This window comes from Colwellia sp. C1TZA3, assembly GCF_007954265.1.
In the GTDB taxonomy this organism is placed as follows: Bacteria; Pseudomonadota; Gammaproteobacteria; order Enterobacterales; family Alteromonadaceae; genus Cognaticolwellia.
The window spans coordinates 1-16,106 of the sequence record NZ_VOLS01000006.1; the positions used below are offsets into that span (position 1 = coordinate 1).

Annotated in this window: 15 protein-coding genes; 12 read left to right on the top strand and 3 right to left on the bottom strand. The window is 38.7% G+C overall.

From position 1 onward, the window contains the following. Window positions 1-331 precede the first annotated feature (331 nt). The 4 genes from ESZ39_RS02890 to ybaK all read left to right on the top strand — a co-directional run bounded on the left by ESZ39_RS02890 (window position 332) and on the right by ybaK (window position 4,317). On the top strand, window positions 332-1,522 hold the full coding sequence (locus ESZ39_RS02890) for a paraquat-inducible protein A (RefSeq protein ID WP_146878296.1): 1,191 nt from the start codon (window positions 332-334) through the stop codon (window positions 1,520-1,522). Next, window positions 1,515-3,173: an intermembrane transport protein PqiB gene (gene pqiB, locus ESZ39_RS02895; protein ID WP_146878297.1), complete on the top strand. Its 1,659-nt coding sequence runs from the start codon at window positions 1,515-1,517 to the stop codon at window positions 3,171-3,173. Before ESZ39_RS02890 ends, pqiB begins: the two co-directional genes overlap by 8 nt. Continuing rightward, the gene (locus tag ESZ39_RS02900) at window positions 3,170-3,769 is read left to right on the top strand and encodes a membrane integrity-associated transporter subunit PqiC (RefSeq protein WP_146878298.1); all 600 of its coding nucleotides are present in this window, start codon (window positions 3,170-3,172) and stop codon (window positions 3,767-3,769) included. Before pqiB ends, ESZ39_RS02900 begins: the two co-directional genes overlap by 4 nt. A 77-nt stretch (window positions 3,770-3,846) precedes the next feature. Continuing rightward, the gene (ybaK, locus tag ESZ39_RS02905) at window positions 3,847-4,317 is read left to right on the top strand and encodes a Cys-tRNA(Pro) deacylase (protein WP_146878299.1); all 471 of its coding nucleotides are present in this window, start codon (window positions 3,847-3,849) and stop codon (window positions 4,315-4,317) included. A 49-nt stretch (window positions 4,318-4,366) separates the two neighbouring features. Here the strand turns inward: ybaK and ESZ39_RS02910 are convergent, their stop codons facing one another. The 3 genes from ESZ39_RS02910 to ESZ39_RS02920 form a co-directional block, all read right to left on the bottom strand. Further along, on the bottom strand, window positions 4,367-5,413 hold the full coding sequence (locus ESZ39_RS02910; RefSeq protein WP_146878300.1) for a zinc-binding dehydrogenase: 1,047 nt from the start codon (window positions 5,411-5,413) through the stop codon (window positions 4,367-4,369). A gap of 411 nt (window positions 5,414-5,824) precedes the next feature. Continuing rightward, window positions 5,825-6,463, bottom strand: coding sequence for a PolC-type DNA polymerase III (locus ESZ39_RS02915; protein WP_146878301.1), 639 nt, complete (start codon window positions 6,461-6,463; stop codon window positions 5,825-5,827). Between the two features lie 383 nt (window positions 6,464-6,846). Further along, window positions 6,847-7,296 (bottom strand): SUF system Fe-S cluster assembly regulator, encoded by a 450-nt coding sequence (locus tag ESZ39_RS02920; protein ID WP_146878302.1) that lies wholly within the window; start codon window positions 7,294-7,296, stop codon window positions 6,847-6,849. A 442-nt stretch (window positions 7,297-7,738) separates the two neighbouring features. On the opposite strand from ESZ39_RS02920, the gene sufB reads away from it, so the two are divergent. The 8 genes from sufB (at window position 7,739) to ESZ39_RS02960 (ending at window position 15,230) form a co-directional block, all read left to right on the top strand. Continuing rightward, a complete protein-coding gene (sufB, locus tag ESZ39_RS02925) occupies window positions 7,739-9,181 on the top strand; it encodes a Fe-S cluster assembly protein SufB (protein ID WP_146878303.1) in 1,443 nt (480 codons plus the stop codon). Window positions 9,182-9,272: 91 nt separating this feature from the next. Next, on the top strand, window positions 9,273-10,046 hold the full coding sequence (gene sufC, locus ESZ39_RS02930) for a Fe-S cluster assembly ATPase SufC (RefSeq protein WP_146878304.1): 774 nt from the start codon (window positions 9,273-9,275) through the stop codon (window positions 10,044-10,046). Window positions 10,047-10,048: 2 nt separating this feature from the next. Further along, complete coding sequence (gene sufD, locus ESZ39_RS02935; protein WP_146878305.1) at window positions 10,049-11,371, top strand: Fe-S cluster assembly protein SufD; 1,323 nt, start codon at window positions 10,049-10,051, stop codon at window positions 11,369-11,371. A 2-nt stretch (window positions 11,372-11,373) separates the two neighbouring features. Further along, window positions 11,374-12,633, top strand: coding sequence for an aminotransferase class V-fold PLP-dependent enzyme (locus ESZ39_RS02940; protein ID WP_146878306.1), 1,260 nt, complete (start codon window positions 11,374-11,376; stop codon window positions 12,631-12,633). A 45-nt stretch (window positions 12,634-12,678) separates the two neighbouring features. Further along, window positions 12,679-13,035, top strand: coding sequence for a HesB/IscA family protein (locus ESZ39_RS02945; protein ID WP_146878307.1), 357 nt, complete (start codon window positions 12,679-12,681; stop codon window positions 13,033-13,035). A 48-nt stretch (window positions 13,036-13,083) separates the two neighbouring features. Further along, the gene (gene sufT, locus ESZ39_RS02950; protein WP_146878308.1) at window positions 13,084-13,620 is read left to right on the top strand and encodes a putative Fe-S cluster assembly protein SufT; all 537 of its coding nucleotides are present in this window, start codon (window positions 13,084-13,086) and stop codon (window positions 13,618-13,620) included. Beyond that, window positions 13,620-14,078, top strand: coding sequence for a SufE family protein (locus tag ESZ39_RS02955; RefSeq protein WP_146878309.1), 459 nt, complete (start codon window positions 13,620-13,622; stop codon window positions 14,076-14,078). Before sufT ends, ESZ39_RS02955 begins: the two co-directional genes overlap by 1 nt. A gap of 369 nt (window positions 14,079-14,447) precedes the next feature. Further along, window positions 14,448-15,230 carry a ferredoxin--NADP reductase gene (locus ESZ39_RS02960; RefSeq protein WP_146878310.1) on the top strand — a complete coding sequence of 261 codons (783 nt, stop codon included), beginning with the start codon at window positions 14,448-14,450 and terminating at the stop codon, window positions 15,228-15,230. The last annotated feature ends 876 nt before the right edge of the window (window positions 15,231-16,106 follow it).

The window sequence follows — 16,106 nt, forward strand, 5'->3', positions numbered from 1 at the left end:
TAGTTAAAATAGCTCAAGGCTGTGTTGCTCTCACTCCCAATAGCCAGCTATTGCTCAATCGAGCGCCTTACCTTGAGTTATTTTTCCTGCGCACAACAAGATCACAAACTTAATGGAACTGGTATTATATATCGATGGATATAAAATTATCTATAAGTACAAGCCTTGTTAATTTTTAGTCATAAAACCGAGCTAGCCAAAATAGCAGATTAAAGACAGGAAATTATTAGCTGAATATCAATAATATTCATCAAAATTATTTAGTTAGATTACTATAATATATGCTAATTTAAGCTATTGTAAAAAATTGACCTTGAGGATGGCATTGACAATGCCAAAAGATTTGCAAAATAACGAAATATATCCTGTTGAAATTCAGTGCTATGAGTGTGCGCTGGCTGTCAAATTACCGGTATTAAAAGAAGGTCAAAAAGCACAATGCCCTCGTTGTGGCTATACGTTGAATGCGATTCATCGTAATGCTAATGAAAGAATTGTTGCTTTTGCTGTTGCCGCATTAATATTTTTATTAGCCTCATTACCTTTTACATTCTTGTCTTTTAGTACCAATGGCTTAGAAAACCATTTTGATGCTATCACAAGCTTTATTGTTTTAATCAATAATAATTATCAAATTTTAGCACTGATCGAGTTTCTCACTATATTTGCTATTCCAACTGTTGTTTTGTTGTCGCTTATTTACTTGCTTATCCCGCTGAATAAAGGTTTACACCCTAAGTATGGCCGTCGAGTATTGGCCATGGTTTTTAGGTTATTGCCTTGGAGTATGGTGGAAATATTCCTCATCGGCACTCTGGTTAGTTTAATCAAAATTATATCTATGGCTGATATTGAATTAGGCTTGTCTTTTTATGCTTTTATTTTATTCACATTATCAATGACACTCGTGGTTTTACATATCGATAAGCGCGAGCTATACCAATTATTAACTAAAGTTGAAAAAGCGCATAATATCGAAATACATCAAAGTCACGCTAAAGTAGCCCAAGAAGACCCAACAAAACAGGCACTGAGTGTGCAAAAAACTTGGGCGCTACTGCTCACCGCGGTGGTGTTGTACATACCGGCAAATACACTCCCGATTATGACTACTCACTTTTGGGGCCAAGATAATCCCAGCACCATTATTGGCGGGGTTATTTTACTGTGGAACTTAGGCTCTTACCCTATCGCTGCCATTATTTTTTTTGCCAGTGTTGTTATACCCGTCGCTAAAATATTAGTGCTGGCTTGGTTAAATTATAGTGTTCAAAAACAAAGTGATAGATTAAGCTTAGAAAGAGTAAAATGGTATCGTATGGCTGAATTTGTTGGCCGTTGGTCAATGATAGATGTTTTCGTCGTTATTATTCTGGCTAGCTTAATTCAACTTGGCCCGGCCATGAGCATAACCCCTGGAGCGGCTACCTTAGCGTTTTCCGGTTTAGTTATTGTCACTATGCTAGCCGCAATGAGTTTTGAACCGCAATTGATTTGGAAAAATATAAAAAATTATGAATGATACTAAAATGCCAAACGCGACAATAAAGCCAGTTAAAACCGTATCAACTATCTGGTTTATTCCTGCCATCGCAATCTTTATTGGCTGCTGGATGATTTATTATCAATGGAGTAATGAAGGCACAGAAGTCACCATCCATTTCCTTACCGCTGAAGGTATGGAAGCTGAAAAAACCAAAATAAAATCTCGCAATGTTGATATTGGAGAAGTAAGTTCCATTGAGCTTAATCAAAACGGTAATGGCGTAATTGTTACTGCAAAAATAAAAAAATCAGCAGAACAATTTTTATTGGCTGACAGCACATTTTGGGTAGTTTCACCACAAATATCGCATACCGGCGTATCAGGTCTCAGCACGTTAATATCGGGGGTGTATATTGAAATATCACCTGGAAAAAGCCATCAAGAACGCTATGTTTTTGATGCCTTAAACTCGCCACCCTTGACGCCTTCAGGCACTCCAGGTTTGCATATAACCCTTAATAGCAACGACCAGTTTGCTTATAAAAAAGGCGATCCTATTATTTATAAAGGCTTAACCGTTGGCCAGTTTGAAGACATCTATTTTAATTTTGAAGAACGTGTTGTTTATTACAATGCCTTTATTAAAGCGCCTTATCATCAACTTATTACCAGTAATACTAAGTTTTGGGATGTAAGTGGTCTGCAACTTGATTTAAATGCCGATGGCATATCAGTTAAAACTGGCAATTTTGAAACCATGTTAACCAACGGTGCTACCTTCGGTATTCCTAAAGGCATGGGCATTGGTGAAAAAATTGGTGAGCGCTCATATTTTGACATCTACGAGAGTTATGAAGCTGCTGACGACGAGAGATACCGCCGATCAATCGAATTTGTCGTACTGGTCAGCGACTCTATTAGAGGCCTATCTGTTGGTGCGCCGGTTGAGTATCGAGGAATACAAATAGGTAAAGTGCAATCAGTCAACATGGCATTAACCCGAAGTGAAAACAAATTTACCAAAGCAGACTTTAAGATCCCCGTACTGATCAGCTTACAGCCCGGTCGAATAGGCCTGCCCGATAATGATGAAGGTAAAGAGCTTATGATAAAACAAAATATTTACTGGATTGAGCACGGTTTAAAAGCCGTTCTGCGCACAGGAAATATTTTAACTGGCAGCCTATACGTTGATTTACAACACAATAAAGACCAGCCGATCAGCGAAATAGCAAAATATGATGACTTCCTTATTATTCCAACTAGTAGTGATGACTTTTCACAAATCACCGCAAAAGCGGAACAATTTATGGATAACTTAAATAATATCCCACTCAATAATATGAGTGAAAATGCCAATAAACTGATGTTAGAAATGACTCAAACCGCGCAAGAGTTACAAGGGGTAAGTCATAGCCTTGATAGCTTATTAAGTAAAGTTGAGCAGCAAAAAATTAGTAGTGAACTCAGTAAAGCCTTACAAGGTATTAATACCTTAACCAAAGACTTGTCATCTGGCTCTCAAGGCTATGAAGAACTGCGCAGCACGTTACATACGCTAACCGCCACCATGAACGAATTAAAGCCTTTGCTCAATCAGCTCAAGCATAAACCTAACAGTTTACTCTTTAATAACGGCGAGGTAACTGAGCCAGTACCGACAAAACTTAATGGAGCACAACAATGAAACAGGCTTTAATGATCGCTATGGTGTCAACTATACTGCTTGGGGCTTGTAGCTCGGCTCCCGCTAACAAAACACAATATTATTTACTTAATAGTCCAACGACAACCAGCGCAGTTAACACTGACAACATCAATTATCAAGATAGTCAGCACGTTGGTATTACCTTGTTAGAGTTACCTGATTATTTAAGACAACCCAGTTTGGTTCTGCAGCTTTCCAGTCACCAGTTGTACTACTCGCACTTTAATATGTGGGCAGAGCCACTACAGAGCAGTATTACGCAAGCCTTAGCGCAAGATTTAAATTATTTTAATAGTCGTTTTAATTATATTGTCACATCAGCAAAAAACCAAGTAACAGCAGATACAGTTGTTGTAATTAACATCACGGCATTTCATGCTACTCATCAATCACAAGCCTTACTTGCAGGCACTTATTGGCTGCAAGGGCAAGGCGTGCAAAACCCAGAAAAAGAGTATAACTTTACCCTAGCTGTAGCGCTCAAAGAAAATGGCTATGAGCACGCTGTTGAGCAAATGCGAAAAGTGATCAGCTCATTGGCGCAGAAGATAACCAACAACCTAGTGGTTGAGTAAGCCATTTTTGTCCTCATAAAATGATGGTTTGGTTTACTTAGATTAGATTTAAAACCTTAAAGGTGGACTAAATAATTATGACCCCCGCAGTTAAGCAACTAAATAAATTAACACTGGCTTATAAACTACATCACTATCAGCATGATGCTAGTTGCAGATCATTTGGTCTTGAAGCGGTTGATAAACTCAAGGTTAGCGCTGAAGTGGTTTTTAAAACGCTCGTGGTTGATGTTGATAATGCTTATTTAGCAGTTGCTATTATTCCAGTGGTTAAGCAACTGAGCTTAAAGAAGCTGGCAAAAACCCTTAACGCTAAAAAAATTAAAATGGCTGATGCCCATAAAGTACAAAAATCTACCGGCTATATCCTTGGTGGTGTTAGTCCATTAGGGCAAAAAAAGCCTTTAATAACCGTGCTGGACCATAGCGCAGAAGTGTTAAACACTATTTTTATTAGTGGGGGTAAGCGTGGTTTAGAGATAGAGTTAGCAGCAGAAAATATTATACTATCTTTGCAAGCTAACTACGCTGATATTACCAGTAACTAAAAAAACTAAACATGTTGGCGCTTTTCAATACGTTGGCTAAGGTATTATTTTAAGTAATATTAGGCACTAATATCACCTTGCCATCACTTTTATGTTGCGCGTAATGATCTAATGCTTGGGCAAAATCCTCAAAACCAACTCGGGCATAAATATCGGTCTTAAAAATCCCTTGAGCAAATAATTTTTGTACTTTTGAACTCAAGGCTAATACTTGTAAGGGTGAAGCATCACCAATGTATTTTGCCAACCAAAAACCCTCTATTCGAATATCACGAAAGATCACATCAGCTACGCTAAACAAGCCGCCAAGCGCATCTTGAGTTTCGGTTAGTCGACCATAAACCAAAGCCGTAGAACTATTAGGCATGGCATTTAAAGCTCTAGGTGTGTCATCGGCCGCAACGGCATCTAACAACACTGTTGCCTTGAGTTTTTTCGCCCAATGCTTTAATGATTGATCAAAACTCTCATCTGATGTTAATAACACGCAATCGGCCCCTAACGCTTGCAAAACCGCAACATTTGCCGCACTGCGCACTGTCGCTATGGTTTTAATACCTTTAAGCTTTGCATAACGTATAGCGCCCTTACCCACTTGGCTTGCCCCAGCATTAATAACAATGGCTTTACTGCCCAATGCTATGGCTCGCTCTACTAGGCAAACAGAAGTACAAGGGTTAACTATAATCGTTGCCGCTTGCTCATCACTTAATGCTTTTCGAACTGGCAAACATAAATTTGCTTTTGTAATAGCATATTCAGCCCACACGCCGTCAATACCCGGTTGTGCTGATAAAGCGACGCGCTTGCCCGTTAACCACTTACCGTAAAGTCCAGCATTAGCTGCTTCTACAATGCCACAACCTTCAAAGCCAACAAATGCACCATCTTCGGCGGTTAAGCCGTATTTACCCAATAAGTACATTAAGTCAGAGGGATTAACCGGTGTCGCCAGCATTTTAACTAATACTTGCCCAGGTTTGAGTGCCGGTAGCGTTTTTTCAATGCCTATTATTCTTTGTGAGGGAATTAACTTATCATCATCGCTTAGTACTAAAGCAAAACCTTTTACCACTTTTGTTGTCTTTTCAGGCAAAGTAACCTCCTAATTTTTCTGTATAATTTAATGATGATCTCAGTATATAAATAGTATACCTGAGCATGGCTTGATACTGAATAAGCATAATTTATGCTTTAGTGTTTGAGTTAACCGGGTTAATTTTTAATATTTTCTAGCATGAGCAACAGCTGTCAAGCTCTGTGATAGAGATAGAGATTGAAACCATGATTTTGGTCAATCAATCAATATTAAATTAAGTCCTTTAGCGGCTAATATGACTAATACCAGTTCCATTAAGTTTGTGATCTTGTTGTGCGCAGGAAAAATAATTCAAGGTAAGGCGCTCGATTGAGCAATAGCTGGCTATTGGGAGTGAGAGCAACACAGCCTTGAGCTATTTTAACTAGTACAAGTGAGTAATAACTTAATGGGATTGGTATAAGGATATTAAGCCTGAACGGCTTTGGTTATTTTATTGGCGTAATTAGTCAGTAACTTGTTGATTTGCGCTTTGGGCGTTTTAGCTAATCGCTTGATCAAACTAAAGGGAATATCTTCTAATCCGTAGCGTTCGCTAAGATCGTTTAACATAATCAACCAGAGTTCAGCGGTCATTTCTGCATCAAATAACGCTCGGTGAAAACTGCCATCAGCGGCAATATTTTTATAATTAATTAACGTACCCAATTTATGATTTGGCGCATCTTGATAAATACGGCGTGATACTAATAACGAGCAAGTAAACTCGCCTAAAACCTGACGGCCTAAACGAGCAAATTCAGCCTCGAGAAAACGAGCATCAAAAGAGGCGTTATGCGCTAGTAAATTGCTCTCGCCGATAAAGCTCGCAAAATCAGTCATCACTTTTGCACAAGGCGATGCAACAGCCAACATTCTATTACTGATACCGGTATAATTTTCAATAAAACTATTAATGCGTCGACCTGGGTTCATCAAAGCTTGAAACCTGTCGGTAACGATACCATTTTCAAGTTTAACGGCGCCTATTTCAATGGCACGTTCACCTTGGTCTGGCGATAAACCCGTGGTTTCAAAATCGAGCACAACTATTGAGTTAGCTAACACAAACGCTTCCTTTATCGGTTAATATCAATGAGATTAACCTAAATTGATTTGATACTTTAACCTTAATGGCATTATCTCCTAATTTATTGCTCTAAACATTAGCCGCGCGCGACAAGAATGCATTATGTTTGAGTCTAAGGCATGACGTAATACAACAAATAGGTCTGAAGCATTAATTTTTATTATTTTTCAATTACATTTATACCTAGCATTGCAATTGATGCACTTTACGGTGATACAACAGCCTAGGCTAAGGTTATCTAAATAATAGGCAGACAGCCAAAAAGATGATGATCGGCTTGGCGACTGGTTTAAATAATCTATTATTGCTACTGATTTTTGATTACTGATTACTGATTACTGATTGTGAATAATAATTGGCCTTAATCAGATATTGTGATCAGAGTTGATTTTAGCTGTTTAACATCCATGGGTTCTTGCCCCATGGCATCGAGTGTTACGTTATGCAGCGCATTAGAAATCAAGCGGTTAACGATATTCCAATTTCCTTTTAACCCACAGGTGTCTGCTAATTCACAATCACCACCATCTGACTTAACACACTCCGTTAAGGCGATAGGCCCATCAATCGCTTCAATTACGTCTGCGATAGATATTTGAGCGGATTGACGACTCAGTTTATAACCACCTCGAGGTCCTCTAACCGATAATACTAAATTGCTATGGGTAAGTGATCGCATCAACTTACGTACAGTCGGTAGCGTTAAAGTGGTTAACTCACACAAACGCTCTAGCGTGATTAGCTCGTCGCGATCACACATTTTGAATACTACCAATAACGCATAATCGGCCATGCGGCTAATTCTTATCATAAAGCACTCTCTCAAAAAACATACCAGCCTCATTTGGCCAATAATTATAATATATAGTATACCCCAATGGTATTATTTTTTCCTTTAGGCCACTCAGTAAATTCAATGAACCCCTTTATTTTTGCACTCTCTACCAAATATCTATCAAACCTTTACCAACCAATAAACGATTAAGTAATAATTAAAGCGCTCAATAATAAATACTAATTTAGTATTGTATAGGTTATGCGTGTCATGTAAACTTATAAACATTACTAAATTAGTATTCATTGTGATGTGAATGTCCAAACAACACAATTGAGAGCCTAACAGTGGCGATATGACCCTAGCTAATAGTGGTGATGGACCCTAAAGAGAGCTTTACCAAATGTATATGTTTAAGATTTGGCCTGTGACGCTACACTATTTACTTTGCAAACCTATATAAAGAGAGTTGATCATTATGAGCGAAAGCAATGTTATTGATGAGCATATTAATTCTGGCTACGACGCTGGTTTTATAACAGATATTGAAATGCAGACTTTTGATCCTGGATTGGATGAAAATGTTATTAGGAAAATATCTGCCAAAAAAAATGAACCTGAATTTATGTTGCAATGGCGCTTAGATGCCTACCAACAGTGGCTAAAAATGGAACGTCCGGATTGGGCGCATGTCAAGTACCCCGAAATTGACTTTAACTCCATTGCTTACTACTCAAGTCCTAAAAGTCAAGAAGATGCCCCTAAAAGTTTAGACGAGGTCGATCCTGAGTTACTGCGCACCTATGAAAAGTTAGGTATTCCACTGCATGAACAAGCAACACTCGCTGGTGTCGCCGTGGACATGGTCTTTGACAGTGTTTCTATCATCACTACCTTTAAAGAAAAGTTGGCTGAATCTGGTGTTATTTTCTGCTCGCTTTCAGAAGCGGTCATCGAACATCCAGAACTGATTAAAAAATACCTAGGCTCTGTTGTTCCCATCAATGATAACTTTTATTCAGCGCTAAACTGCGCGGTATTTAGTGACGGTTCGTTTGTTTATATTCCTAAAGGTGTTAAATGTCCGATGGAGTTATCGACCTATTTCCGAATTAATGAAATGAATACCGGTCAATTTGAACGCACCTTGATTATTGCTGATGAAGGCAGTTATGTCAGCTATCTTGAAGGCTGTACAGCACCATCACGAGACGAAAATCAACTGCATGGAGCCGTGGTGGAATTAGTTGCTTTAAAAGGCGCGCAAATCAAATATTCAACGGTGCAAAACTGGTATCCCGGTGATGTAAACGGTAAAGGTGGTATCTATAATTTTGTCACTAAACGCGGTGTCTGTCACACCGATGCGAAAATATCATGGACTCAGGTAGAAACAGGCTCAGCAATTACTTGGAAATACCCAAGCGTGATCTTACTGGGTGATAATAGTGTCGGTGAATTCTATTCAGTTGCCCTAGCACGAAATGCACAACAGGCTGATACTGGGACCAAAATGATTCATCTGGGTCGCAATACCCGCAGTACCATTATTTCAAAAGGCATTTCAGCAGGCAAAGGCTCGAATACCTATCGTGGATTAGTCAACATGTCACCCAAAGCAGAAGGCGCACGTAATTTTACCCAATGCGACTCGCTTTTAATTGGTGATCAATGCGCTGCACATACCTTCCCTTATATTGTCAGTAAAAACCCTAGTGCGATTGTTGAACATGAAGCAACGACCTCAAAAGTCAGTGAAGATCAGTTATTTCTTTGCCAACAACGCGGTATAGACCCTGAAAAAGCGGTCTCAATGATTGTTAATGGTTTTTGTAAATCAGTTTTTAAAGAATTGCCAATGGAATTTGCCGTTGAAGCCGGAAAACTGTTAGAGGTCAGCCTAGAAGGATCTGTTGGATAACACCCTACGCAAAATCAAAAGTTCATCATACAAATATCAGCTGAATTACTCGGCTGATAAAAGTTTTATAAAAATATATTAAGGTTAAAAGATGCTAAAAATTGCAAATTTAAGAGCCACAGTCGATGATAAAGAAATTCTTAAAGGATTAAATATTGAGGTTAAACCTGGTGAAGTACACGCCATTATGGGCCCCAATGGTAGCGGTAAAAGTACCTTATCTAATGTACTCGCTGGTCGTGATAATTATCACACAACCGATGGAACTGTACTGTTTGAAGGTAAAGACTTATTAACCCTTGCACCTGAAGAGCGGGCCCGCGAAGGTGTTTTTCTTGCCTTTCAATACCCAGTTGAAATCCCTGGGGTCAGTAACCTTGAGTTTTTAAAAACATCACTCGAGTGTCTCCACACTCATCAAAATAAGCCGCTACTCAGTGCTGTTGAGTTTATGAAACTGGCGCGTGAAAAATGTAAGCTTGTTGATCTAGATACCGATTTTCTTAAGCGTGGTGTCAATGAAGGCTTTTCAGGTGGTGAAAAAAAACGTAACGATATTCTGCAAATGTTAATGCTAGAGCCGACGTTATGTCTACTTGACGAGACCGACTCCGGCCTAGATATCGATGCGCTAAAAGTAGTGGCTGATGGTATTAATGCCTTACGTAGTCCCGATCGTTCGTTTGTCTTAATCACTCACTACCAACGATTACTAGATTACGTACAACCTGACTTTGTCCATGTCTTGGTTGACGGACAGATCGTTAAATCTGGCGGCAGTGAACTGGCGTTAGAATTAGAGGAAAAAGGCTACAGTTGGTTAGAAAGTGGAACTGAGCAGCCTGCTAACTCACTTAAGGCTTAACCATGAATAATTTAAACGCAATAACAACTGACTTCACTGCGAAGCAACAGCCTGATAAAAACGCGTGGTTACAAACTATTCGTGATGCGGCTAGCGAACGTTTGACCAGCCTACAATTACCGACCAAGAAAACGGAAGATTGGAAATATCTTAAACTTGAAAAACTCTTAGCCAGTGAGCCTATCGATACTGAGAGTATCAAGGATCTTGAGGCAAAAAGTGTCAATGATATTAATCAATTACTTGCACAATCCTTGATAAGTTCTCTTGATGCGTATCGGTTAGTTTTTGTTAATGGCGTATTTGTCAGTGAATTATCTCAACATAATAACAATCCTTATAGTGTTTTATTTTCTGAGGCCAGTGCCGCTCAGCAAGAGCTCATTGTTGCTCACCTAGATACCAGTCATAACTACTACCATGACTACTTCTCTAGCTTAAATAGCGAACAATTTGAAGACGGTTTGCTTATTCACATTCCTATGGATTGTCATGTTGAAAAACCTTTTTATATCGTCAATCTTACGCTAGGTGAGCAGCCAAAAACCCACATGATGCGGGTATTAGTTGTTGCTGAAACCGGCAGTAATGCGACAATAATTGAGCATGAAGACGCCCCACTTAAGCATACGGGTATGGTTAATACAGTGATTGAATGTTTTGTTAATGACCAGGCAAAGATCACGCATAGCCGGATACAACTTGATGAAAGTGTGACCAGTATATGCAGTCACCGTGTGCAGCAAGGTCGCGATAGCATTTATCAGCAACATCAAATTAGCTTAGGCGCTAAACTAAAACGCAATGATCTTACCGTGTCTTTACAAGGTGAGCATGCGAAAACCGATATTAGAGCCAGTTTCTACGCCCGTGACCAGCAAACTATTGATAACCATACTTGCCTGGAACATATTGTGCCTAACTGCACCAGCAATGAAGTTTTTCGAGGTTTAGTCGATAACGAAGCCAATGCCGTATTTAATGGCCGTATTCATATTCATCCAGACGCCCAAAAAACCTTGGCCGAGCTCAGTAATAAAAATTTATTACTCTCAGATCTTGCCACTATTAACACTAAACCAGAACTTGAAATTTATGCTGATGATGTCAGATGTTCACATGGTGCTACCGTGGGTCAAATTGATAGTGAGGCCTTGTTTTACCTGCAATCTAGAGGTATTTCAAAAGTCGAAGCTAAACGGCTATTGAGCATGGCTTTTATTGCCGAAATAGTTGGTCAGCTAACGGAAAAAAGTGTTCAAGAGTTTGTTACACAACGTTTATCAAGCTTATTTTCATCATTGCAGTACGAGGGAGAGAAATAACCATGTCTTCTTTATCAGCCGTTGCACCAAAAAATAGCATTGGCAGTACCTTCGATATTGCCAAAATAAGGCAAGATTTTCCAATATTAAATCAAAGCATTAAAGGTCGACCCTTAGTCTATTTGGATAATGCTGCCACGACTCAAAAACCACAGGTTGTCATTGATGCCATCAGTCAATTTTATGGCAATAGCAATGCGAATGTCCATCGAGGTGCCCATAGTTTAAGTGATAATGCTACTGAGTTATTTGAGCATGCACGTACTAAGGTACAAGGTCTTATTAATGCCAAAAAAAGTCATGAAATAATTTGGACCAAAGGGACGACTGAAGCCATTAACATAATTGCTAGCGGCTTGGCACAAAGTATTTTAAAACCTGGCGATGAAATACTTATTTCGGCCATGGAGCACCATGCCAACATTGTGCCTTGGCAAATGGCGGCACAGCGAAGTGGTGCGAAACTAGTGGTTGCGCCGATAAATAAGCAAGGCGAGTTGAACTTTTCAGCTTATAAAAAATTGCTCAATAAAAATACCGCTATTGTTGCCATGACGCATGTCTCCAATACCCTTGGCACGATTAATCCGGTTAAAGAGATTGTGCAGCTTGCCAAGCAAGTGGGTGCAATTACCGTGATCGATGGTGCACAAGCCATTGCGCATTCTACTGTTGATGTACAGCAGCTCGATTGCGATTTTTACGTTTTCTCTGGTCATAAATTATTTGGTCCTACGGGCATTGGCGTTTTATACGGCAAAGAACAGCGCTTAGAACAACTGCCCCCCTTTCAAACCGGTGGTGAGATGATCAAAACAGTGTCATTCCAACAGGCAACATGGAATGAACTACCTTATAAGTTTGAAGCAGGTACGCCAAATATTGCTGGCGCTGTCGGACTTGGCGCAGCAATAGATTACTTTAATAGCATTGACCGAGTCGGTGCGATGCGACATGAACAACGGTTACTAGATCATTGTTTAGTGCTGGCAGAGGGTATGGACGATATTGAGCTCTATGGCACAGCAAAAAATAAGACCGCTATTGTGTCTTTTCTGCTAGGTGATGCGCATCCAAGCGATGTCGGAACCTTACTTAATCAACAAGGCGTTGCTGTACGCACAGGTCATCATTGCACGATGCCATTAATGAACGAGCTTGGCATTGCAGGCACGGTACGCGCCTCGTTTTCTCTTTACAATACGGAAGAAGAAGTGGCAATATTATTTGCCGCGTTAACTAAAGTTAAAAGCTTCTTATAACTCAAGCATGATAATGAAAATGACGACAACAAGGGTAATTTTATTATGACTGTAATGACTTTTGAACCAAATAATCCCAGTGTATCTGTGAGTGAAAATGCTCGTATTTACCTGTCTAAAAACATACAAAATAAGCAGGCCATGGGTCTGTGTTTTTCAGTGAAAAAAAGTGGCTGTAATGGTTTTAAATATGTACTAGATTTTATTGACGATACTGACGTCAGTGAAGACTTAGTTATGATCAAGGATGACAAGTTAACGCTTTATGTCACTCAAGAAGCCTTACCTTATGTCAATGGCACTGAAATTGATTGTGTTACTGAAGGCTTGAACCAAGTCATCAAGTTTATCAATCCAAATAGCTCAGCTGAATGCGGTTGCGGTGAAAGCTTTTCAGTTTAATAACGCCCTCAACCACATTGAAAAGTAGTAAAAAAAACAGAGAATACTATGAAAAGTAAGATAATTTCAGTTAATAGAGAGTGTCCCGCACAATTAGTGCCTGATGGAACTCCTATCACTATTAAAAAAGACAGCTTTGTCACCTTAACCCAATCATTAGGTGGAGCATATACCGTGCTACTTAACGGTAATATGGCACGCGTTGATGGTACTGATGCCGACGCGCTTGGCTTTGAGCCCATTGTTATAGAGTTTGAGCAGCCAAAAGGTACTTCAGATGATAAAGCCGTGATGGAAAGTAATGTCTGGGTAGCGATGTCTGCTGTCTACGACCCAGAAATGCCAGTCAATATTGTTGATTTAGGTTTGATCTATGACTGCAAAATAACTGACAATACCGTTGTAATTTCCATGACGTTAACAGCACCGGCTTGTGGTATGGGACCGGTATTGGTCAATGATGTCAAATACAAAGTTGGCCTAGTACCTAATGTCGAGTCGGTCGAAGTGGATCTTGTGCTTGACCCGCCATGGAGTCGAGAAATGATGACGGAAGAAGCACAATTAGAGCTGGGACTATTTTGATGAGCAAACTGTCAGTTACTGGCTTAGTAGAAAGTCCTTTTGGTAGTAAAATTAACTCTGGCGACATCAAAGATACCCTCTGTTTTTTTGATGACTGGGAAGACCGTTACCGTTATATCATCGACCTTGGTAAGGAACTCCCTCCCGTACCAGCATCATGTAGAACAGACGAAAATCTTATCATTGGCTGTCAAAGTCAAGTATGGCTAATATGCGAATACGATGAAATAAATAACCTGCTATTGATAGCTGTCGACAGTGAAGCCCAAATTGTTAAAGGATTAGCGGCTATCGTTCTCAGTGCCTTTAATAAAAAATCACCTCAGGAAGTCACTGCATTTAATATTGAAGCGTTCTTTACTGACATTGATTTATTCAGCCATTTAAGTTCGATGCGCGGTAATGGCTTGCGTGCCATGGTGAAAAAAATATTACACTTAGCTAAGCATTATAGTTAATAAGCTTACTGTAACGAAGTTAGCGTGATGAATGATCTGCAACGGTTTAAATATCGTATAAGATGTTAATTACTCAAACTAAAAAATTTTCTTTAGTACGCTCGGCGATTTATTACCCTCGGCGTATTTCCCTATTAATAATTTTTTCTTATAAAACGTACAGGTTTTATGCTCCTATATAATACTAATTTCGCCTGCTATTTTGGCAACAACCAGCATGGTTATCTCAGAAAATCATGCTCAATTGTAAGTTTTTAGGTGACTGAGTACAGATAATACTGTTGTAAATCCTCTGTTTTATGCCTGATTAATAAAAGTAATCAATATAGCTTATTTTTTATTTAGTCAAAATTCCTTACAGGATAAACCATGCAAAAAAAATTTAATCCCGAAAAAGTCATCGATGTAGTCCATTGGAATGATAGTCTTTTTTCTTTTAAAACTACCCGTAGCCAAGGCCTTCGCTTTAGAAACGGAGAATATATCATTATTGGCTTAGCGCAAGAAGGTACTAGACCCATCCTGCGGGCCTATAGTCTTGCTAGTGCAAACCATGAAGATTATTTAGAGTTTTTCAGTATTAAAGTTGAAGGGGGTGCTTTTACTTCCAAATTACAACATTTAGCTATTGGTGATGAAGTCATTATCGGCAGTAAACCAACCGGAACATTGGTTATAGATGATTTACGAGATGGTCGAAACCTCCTCTTAATCGGCACTGGAACAGGTTTGGCTCCGTTTTTAAGTATTATCAAAGACCCAGAAACTTATCAGCGCTTTGACAAAGTAATATTGTTTCATGGTGTGAGATATGTCAATGAATTAGCTTATCACGAAATAATATCAACAGATCTTCCTCAACATGAATATCTTGGTGACATGATTAGTGAACAGTTAATCTACTATCCGAGTGTTACGCGTGAGGCCTATAAAAATCAAGGGCGCATTACTGATTTAATCAAAACAGGCAAGCTCTGTCTTGATATTGACATACCTGAACTTGATCCTGAATTTGACCGCGTGATGTTATGTGGTAGCCCTTCGATGCTAAAAGACACCTGTGCTATGCTCGATGAAAAAGGCTTCAATGAGAGTCGCAAAAAAGGTGTGCAAGGCGACTACGTTGTTGAAAGAGCTTTTGTAGAAAAATAAGAGTTCTACTTTAATTTCATCAAAAATTAGACATTTATAGAATAGTTCAGCTTATTGCTGAGCTATTTCTTAACTCACATCAATTTATGTTAAATTCAATTTACTCAGATGAAGTAATTAAATTCCACTGTATTCATAGTAAAATCGCTATGGCTAGGCCAACTAGCAGTATTTACCGAGGTAGCATTGACTATCTGCATCCACAGTATTATCAAATAAGCTTTTTAAGATAAGAGGTATTAAACATTAACCAGCCACTATATTTTCTTCACAGCTTATAAAATCACTAGTTTTTCTTTTTTTACCATGTATCAAGTAATACCAATTTGATTAATCAACTTGGTATTATACCAATCCCATTAAGTTATTGCTCACTTGTACTAGTTAAAATAGCTCAAGGCTGTGTTGCTCTCAATCCCAATAGCCAGCTATTGCTCAATCGAGCGCCTTACCTTGAGTTATTTTTCCTGCGCACAACAAGATCACAAACTTAATGGAACTGGTATAAGTCATTATCTCAATTTTTCGATGTTATACCAATCTTACTAATTATCTGCTTATTCCTGCTGGTTAAAAAAACCAACTATTGCGTTATTTATTTAATAATTATAACAACTAGTTATTAAATAAATGTCTTATATTTGGTCGCTTTCCCTGCATATAAAGTAGACCACCTAATTCATAAAATTGCTATTACAACATTGCATTGATATACCAAATTAAAAATAACCACTCAATTAACTGAGTTTTTTTTAGACTTTTTTCGTATGTAAGTTAACCTATAAGTTAACCTATAAGTTTAGAACTCTGAAATAAAATGATTTATTCGATTTTAGAGTAATGAAATTACAGGTGGGATATTCAGTTTTTATAAGA

Excerpts from the sequence above, each read along its gene's own strand:
- sufT (WP_146878308.1), top strand. The coding sequence starts at position 13,084 with ATGAAAAGTAAGATAATTTCAGTTAATAGAGAGTGTCCCGCACAATTA.
- ESZ39_RS02940 (WP_146878306.1), top strand. The coding sequence starts at position 11,374 with ATGTCTTCTTTATCAGCCGTTGCACCAAAAAATAGCATTGGCAGTACC.
- ESZ39_RS02955 (WP_146878309.1), top strand. The coding sequence starts at position 13,620 with ATGAGCAAACTGTCAGTTACTGGCTTAGTAGAAAGTCCTTTTGGTAGT.
- ESZ39_RS02945 (WP_146878307.1), top strand. The coding sequence starts at position 12,679 with ATGACTGTAATGACTTTTGAACCAAATAATCCCAGTGTATCTGTGAGT.
- ESZ39_RS02890 (WP_146878296.1), top strand. The coding sequence starts at position 332 with ATGCCAAAAGATTTGCAAAATAACGAAATATATCCTGTTGAAATTCAG.
- pqiB (WP_146878297.1), top strand. The coding sequence starts at position 1,515 with ATGAATGATACTAAAATGCCAAACGCGACAATAAAGCCAGTTAAAACC.
- sufD (WP_146878305.1), top strand. The coding sequence starts at position 10,049 with ATGAATAATTTAAACGCAATAACAACTGACTTCACTGCGAAGCAACAG.
- ESZ39_RS02960 (WP_146878310.1), top strand. The coding sequence starts at position 14,448 with ATGCAAAAAAAATTTAATCCCGAAAAAGTCATCGATGTAGTCCATTGG.
- ybaK (WP_146878299.1), top strand. The coding sequence starts at position 3,847 with ATGACCCCCGCAGTTAAGCAACTAAATAAATTAACACTGGCTTATAAA.
- sufC (WP_146878304.1), top strand. The coding sequence starts at position 9,273 with ATGCTAAAAATTGCAAATTTAAGAGCCACAGTCGATGATAAAGAAATT.
- ESZ39_RS02920 (WP_146878302.1), bottom strand. The coding sequence starts at position 7,296 with ATGATAAGAATTAGCCGCATGGCCGATTATGCGTTATTGGTAGTATTC.
- ESZ39_RS02900 (WP_146878298.1), top strand. The coding sequence starts at position 3,170 with ATGAAACAGGCTTTAATGATCGCTATGGTGTCAACTATACTGCTTGGG.
- sufB (WP_146878303.1), top strand. The coding sequence starts at position 7,739 with ATGAGCGAAAGCAATGTTATTGATGAGCATATTAATTCTGGCTACGAC.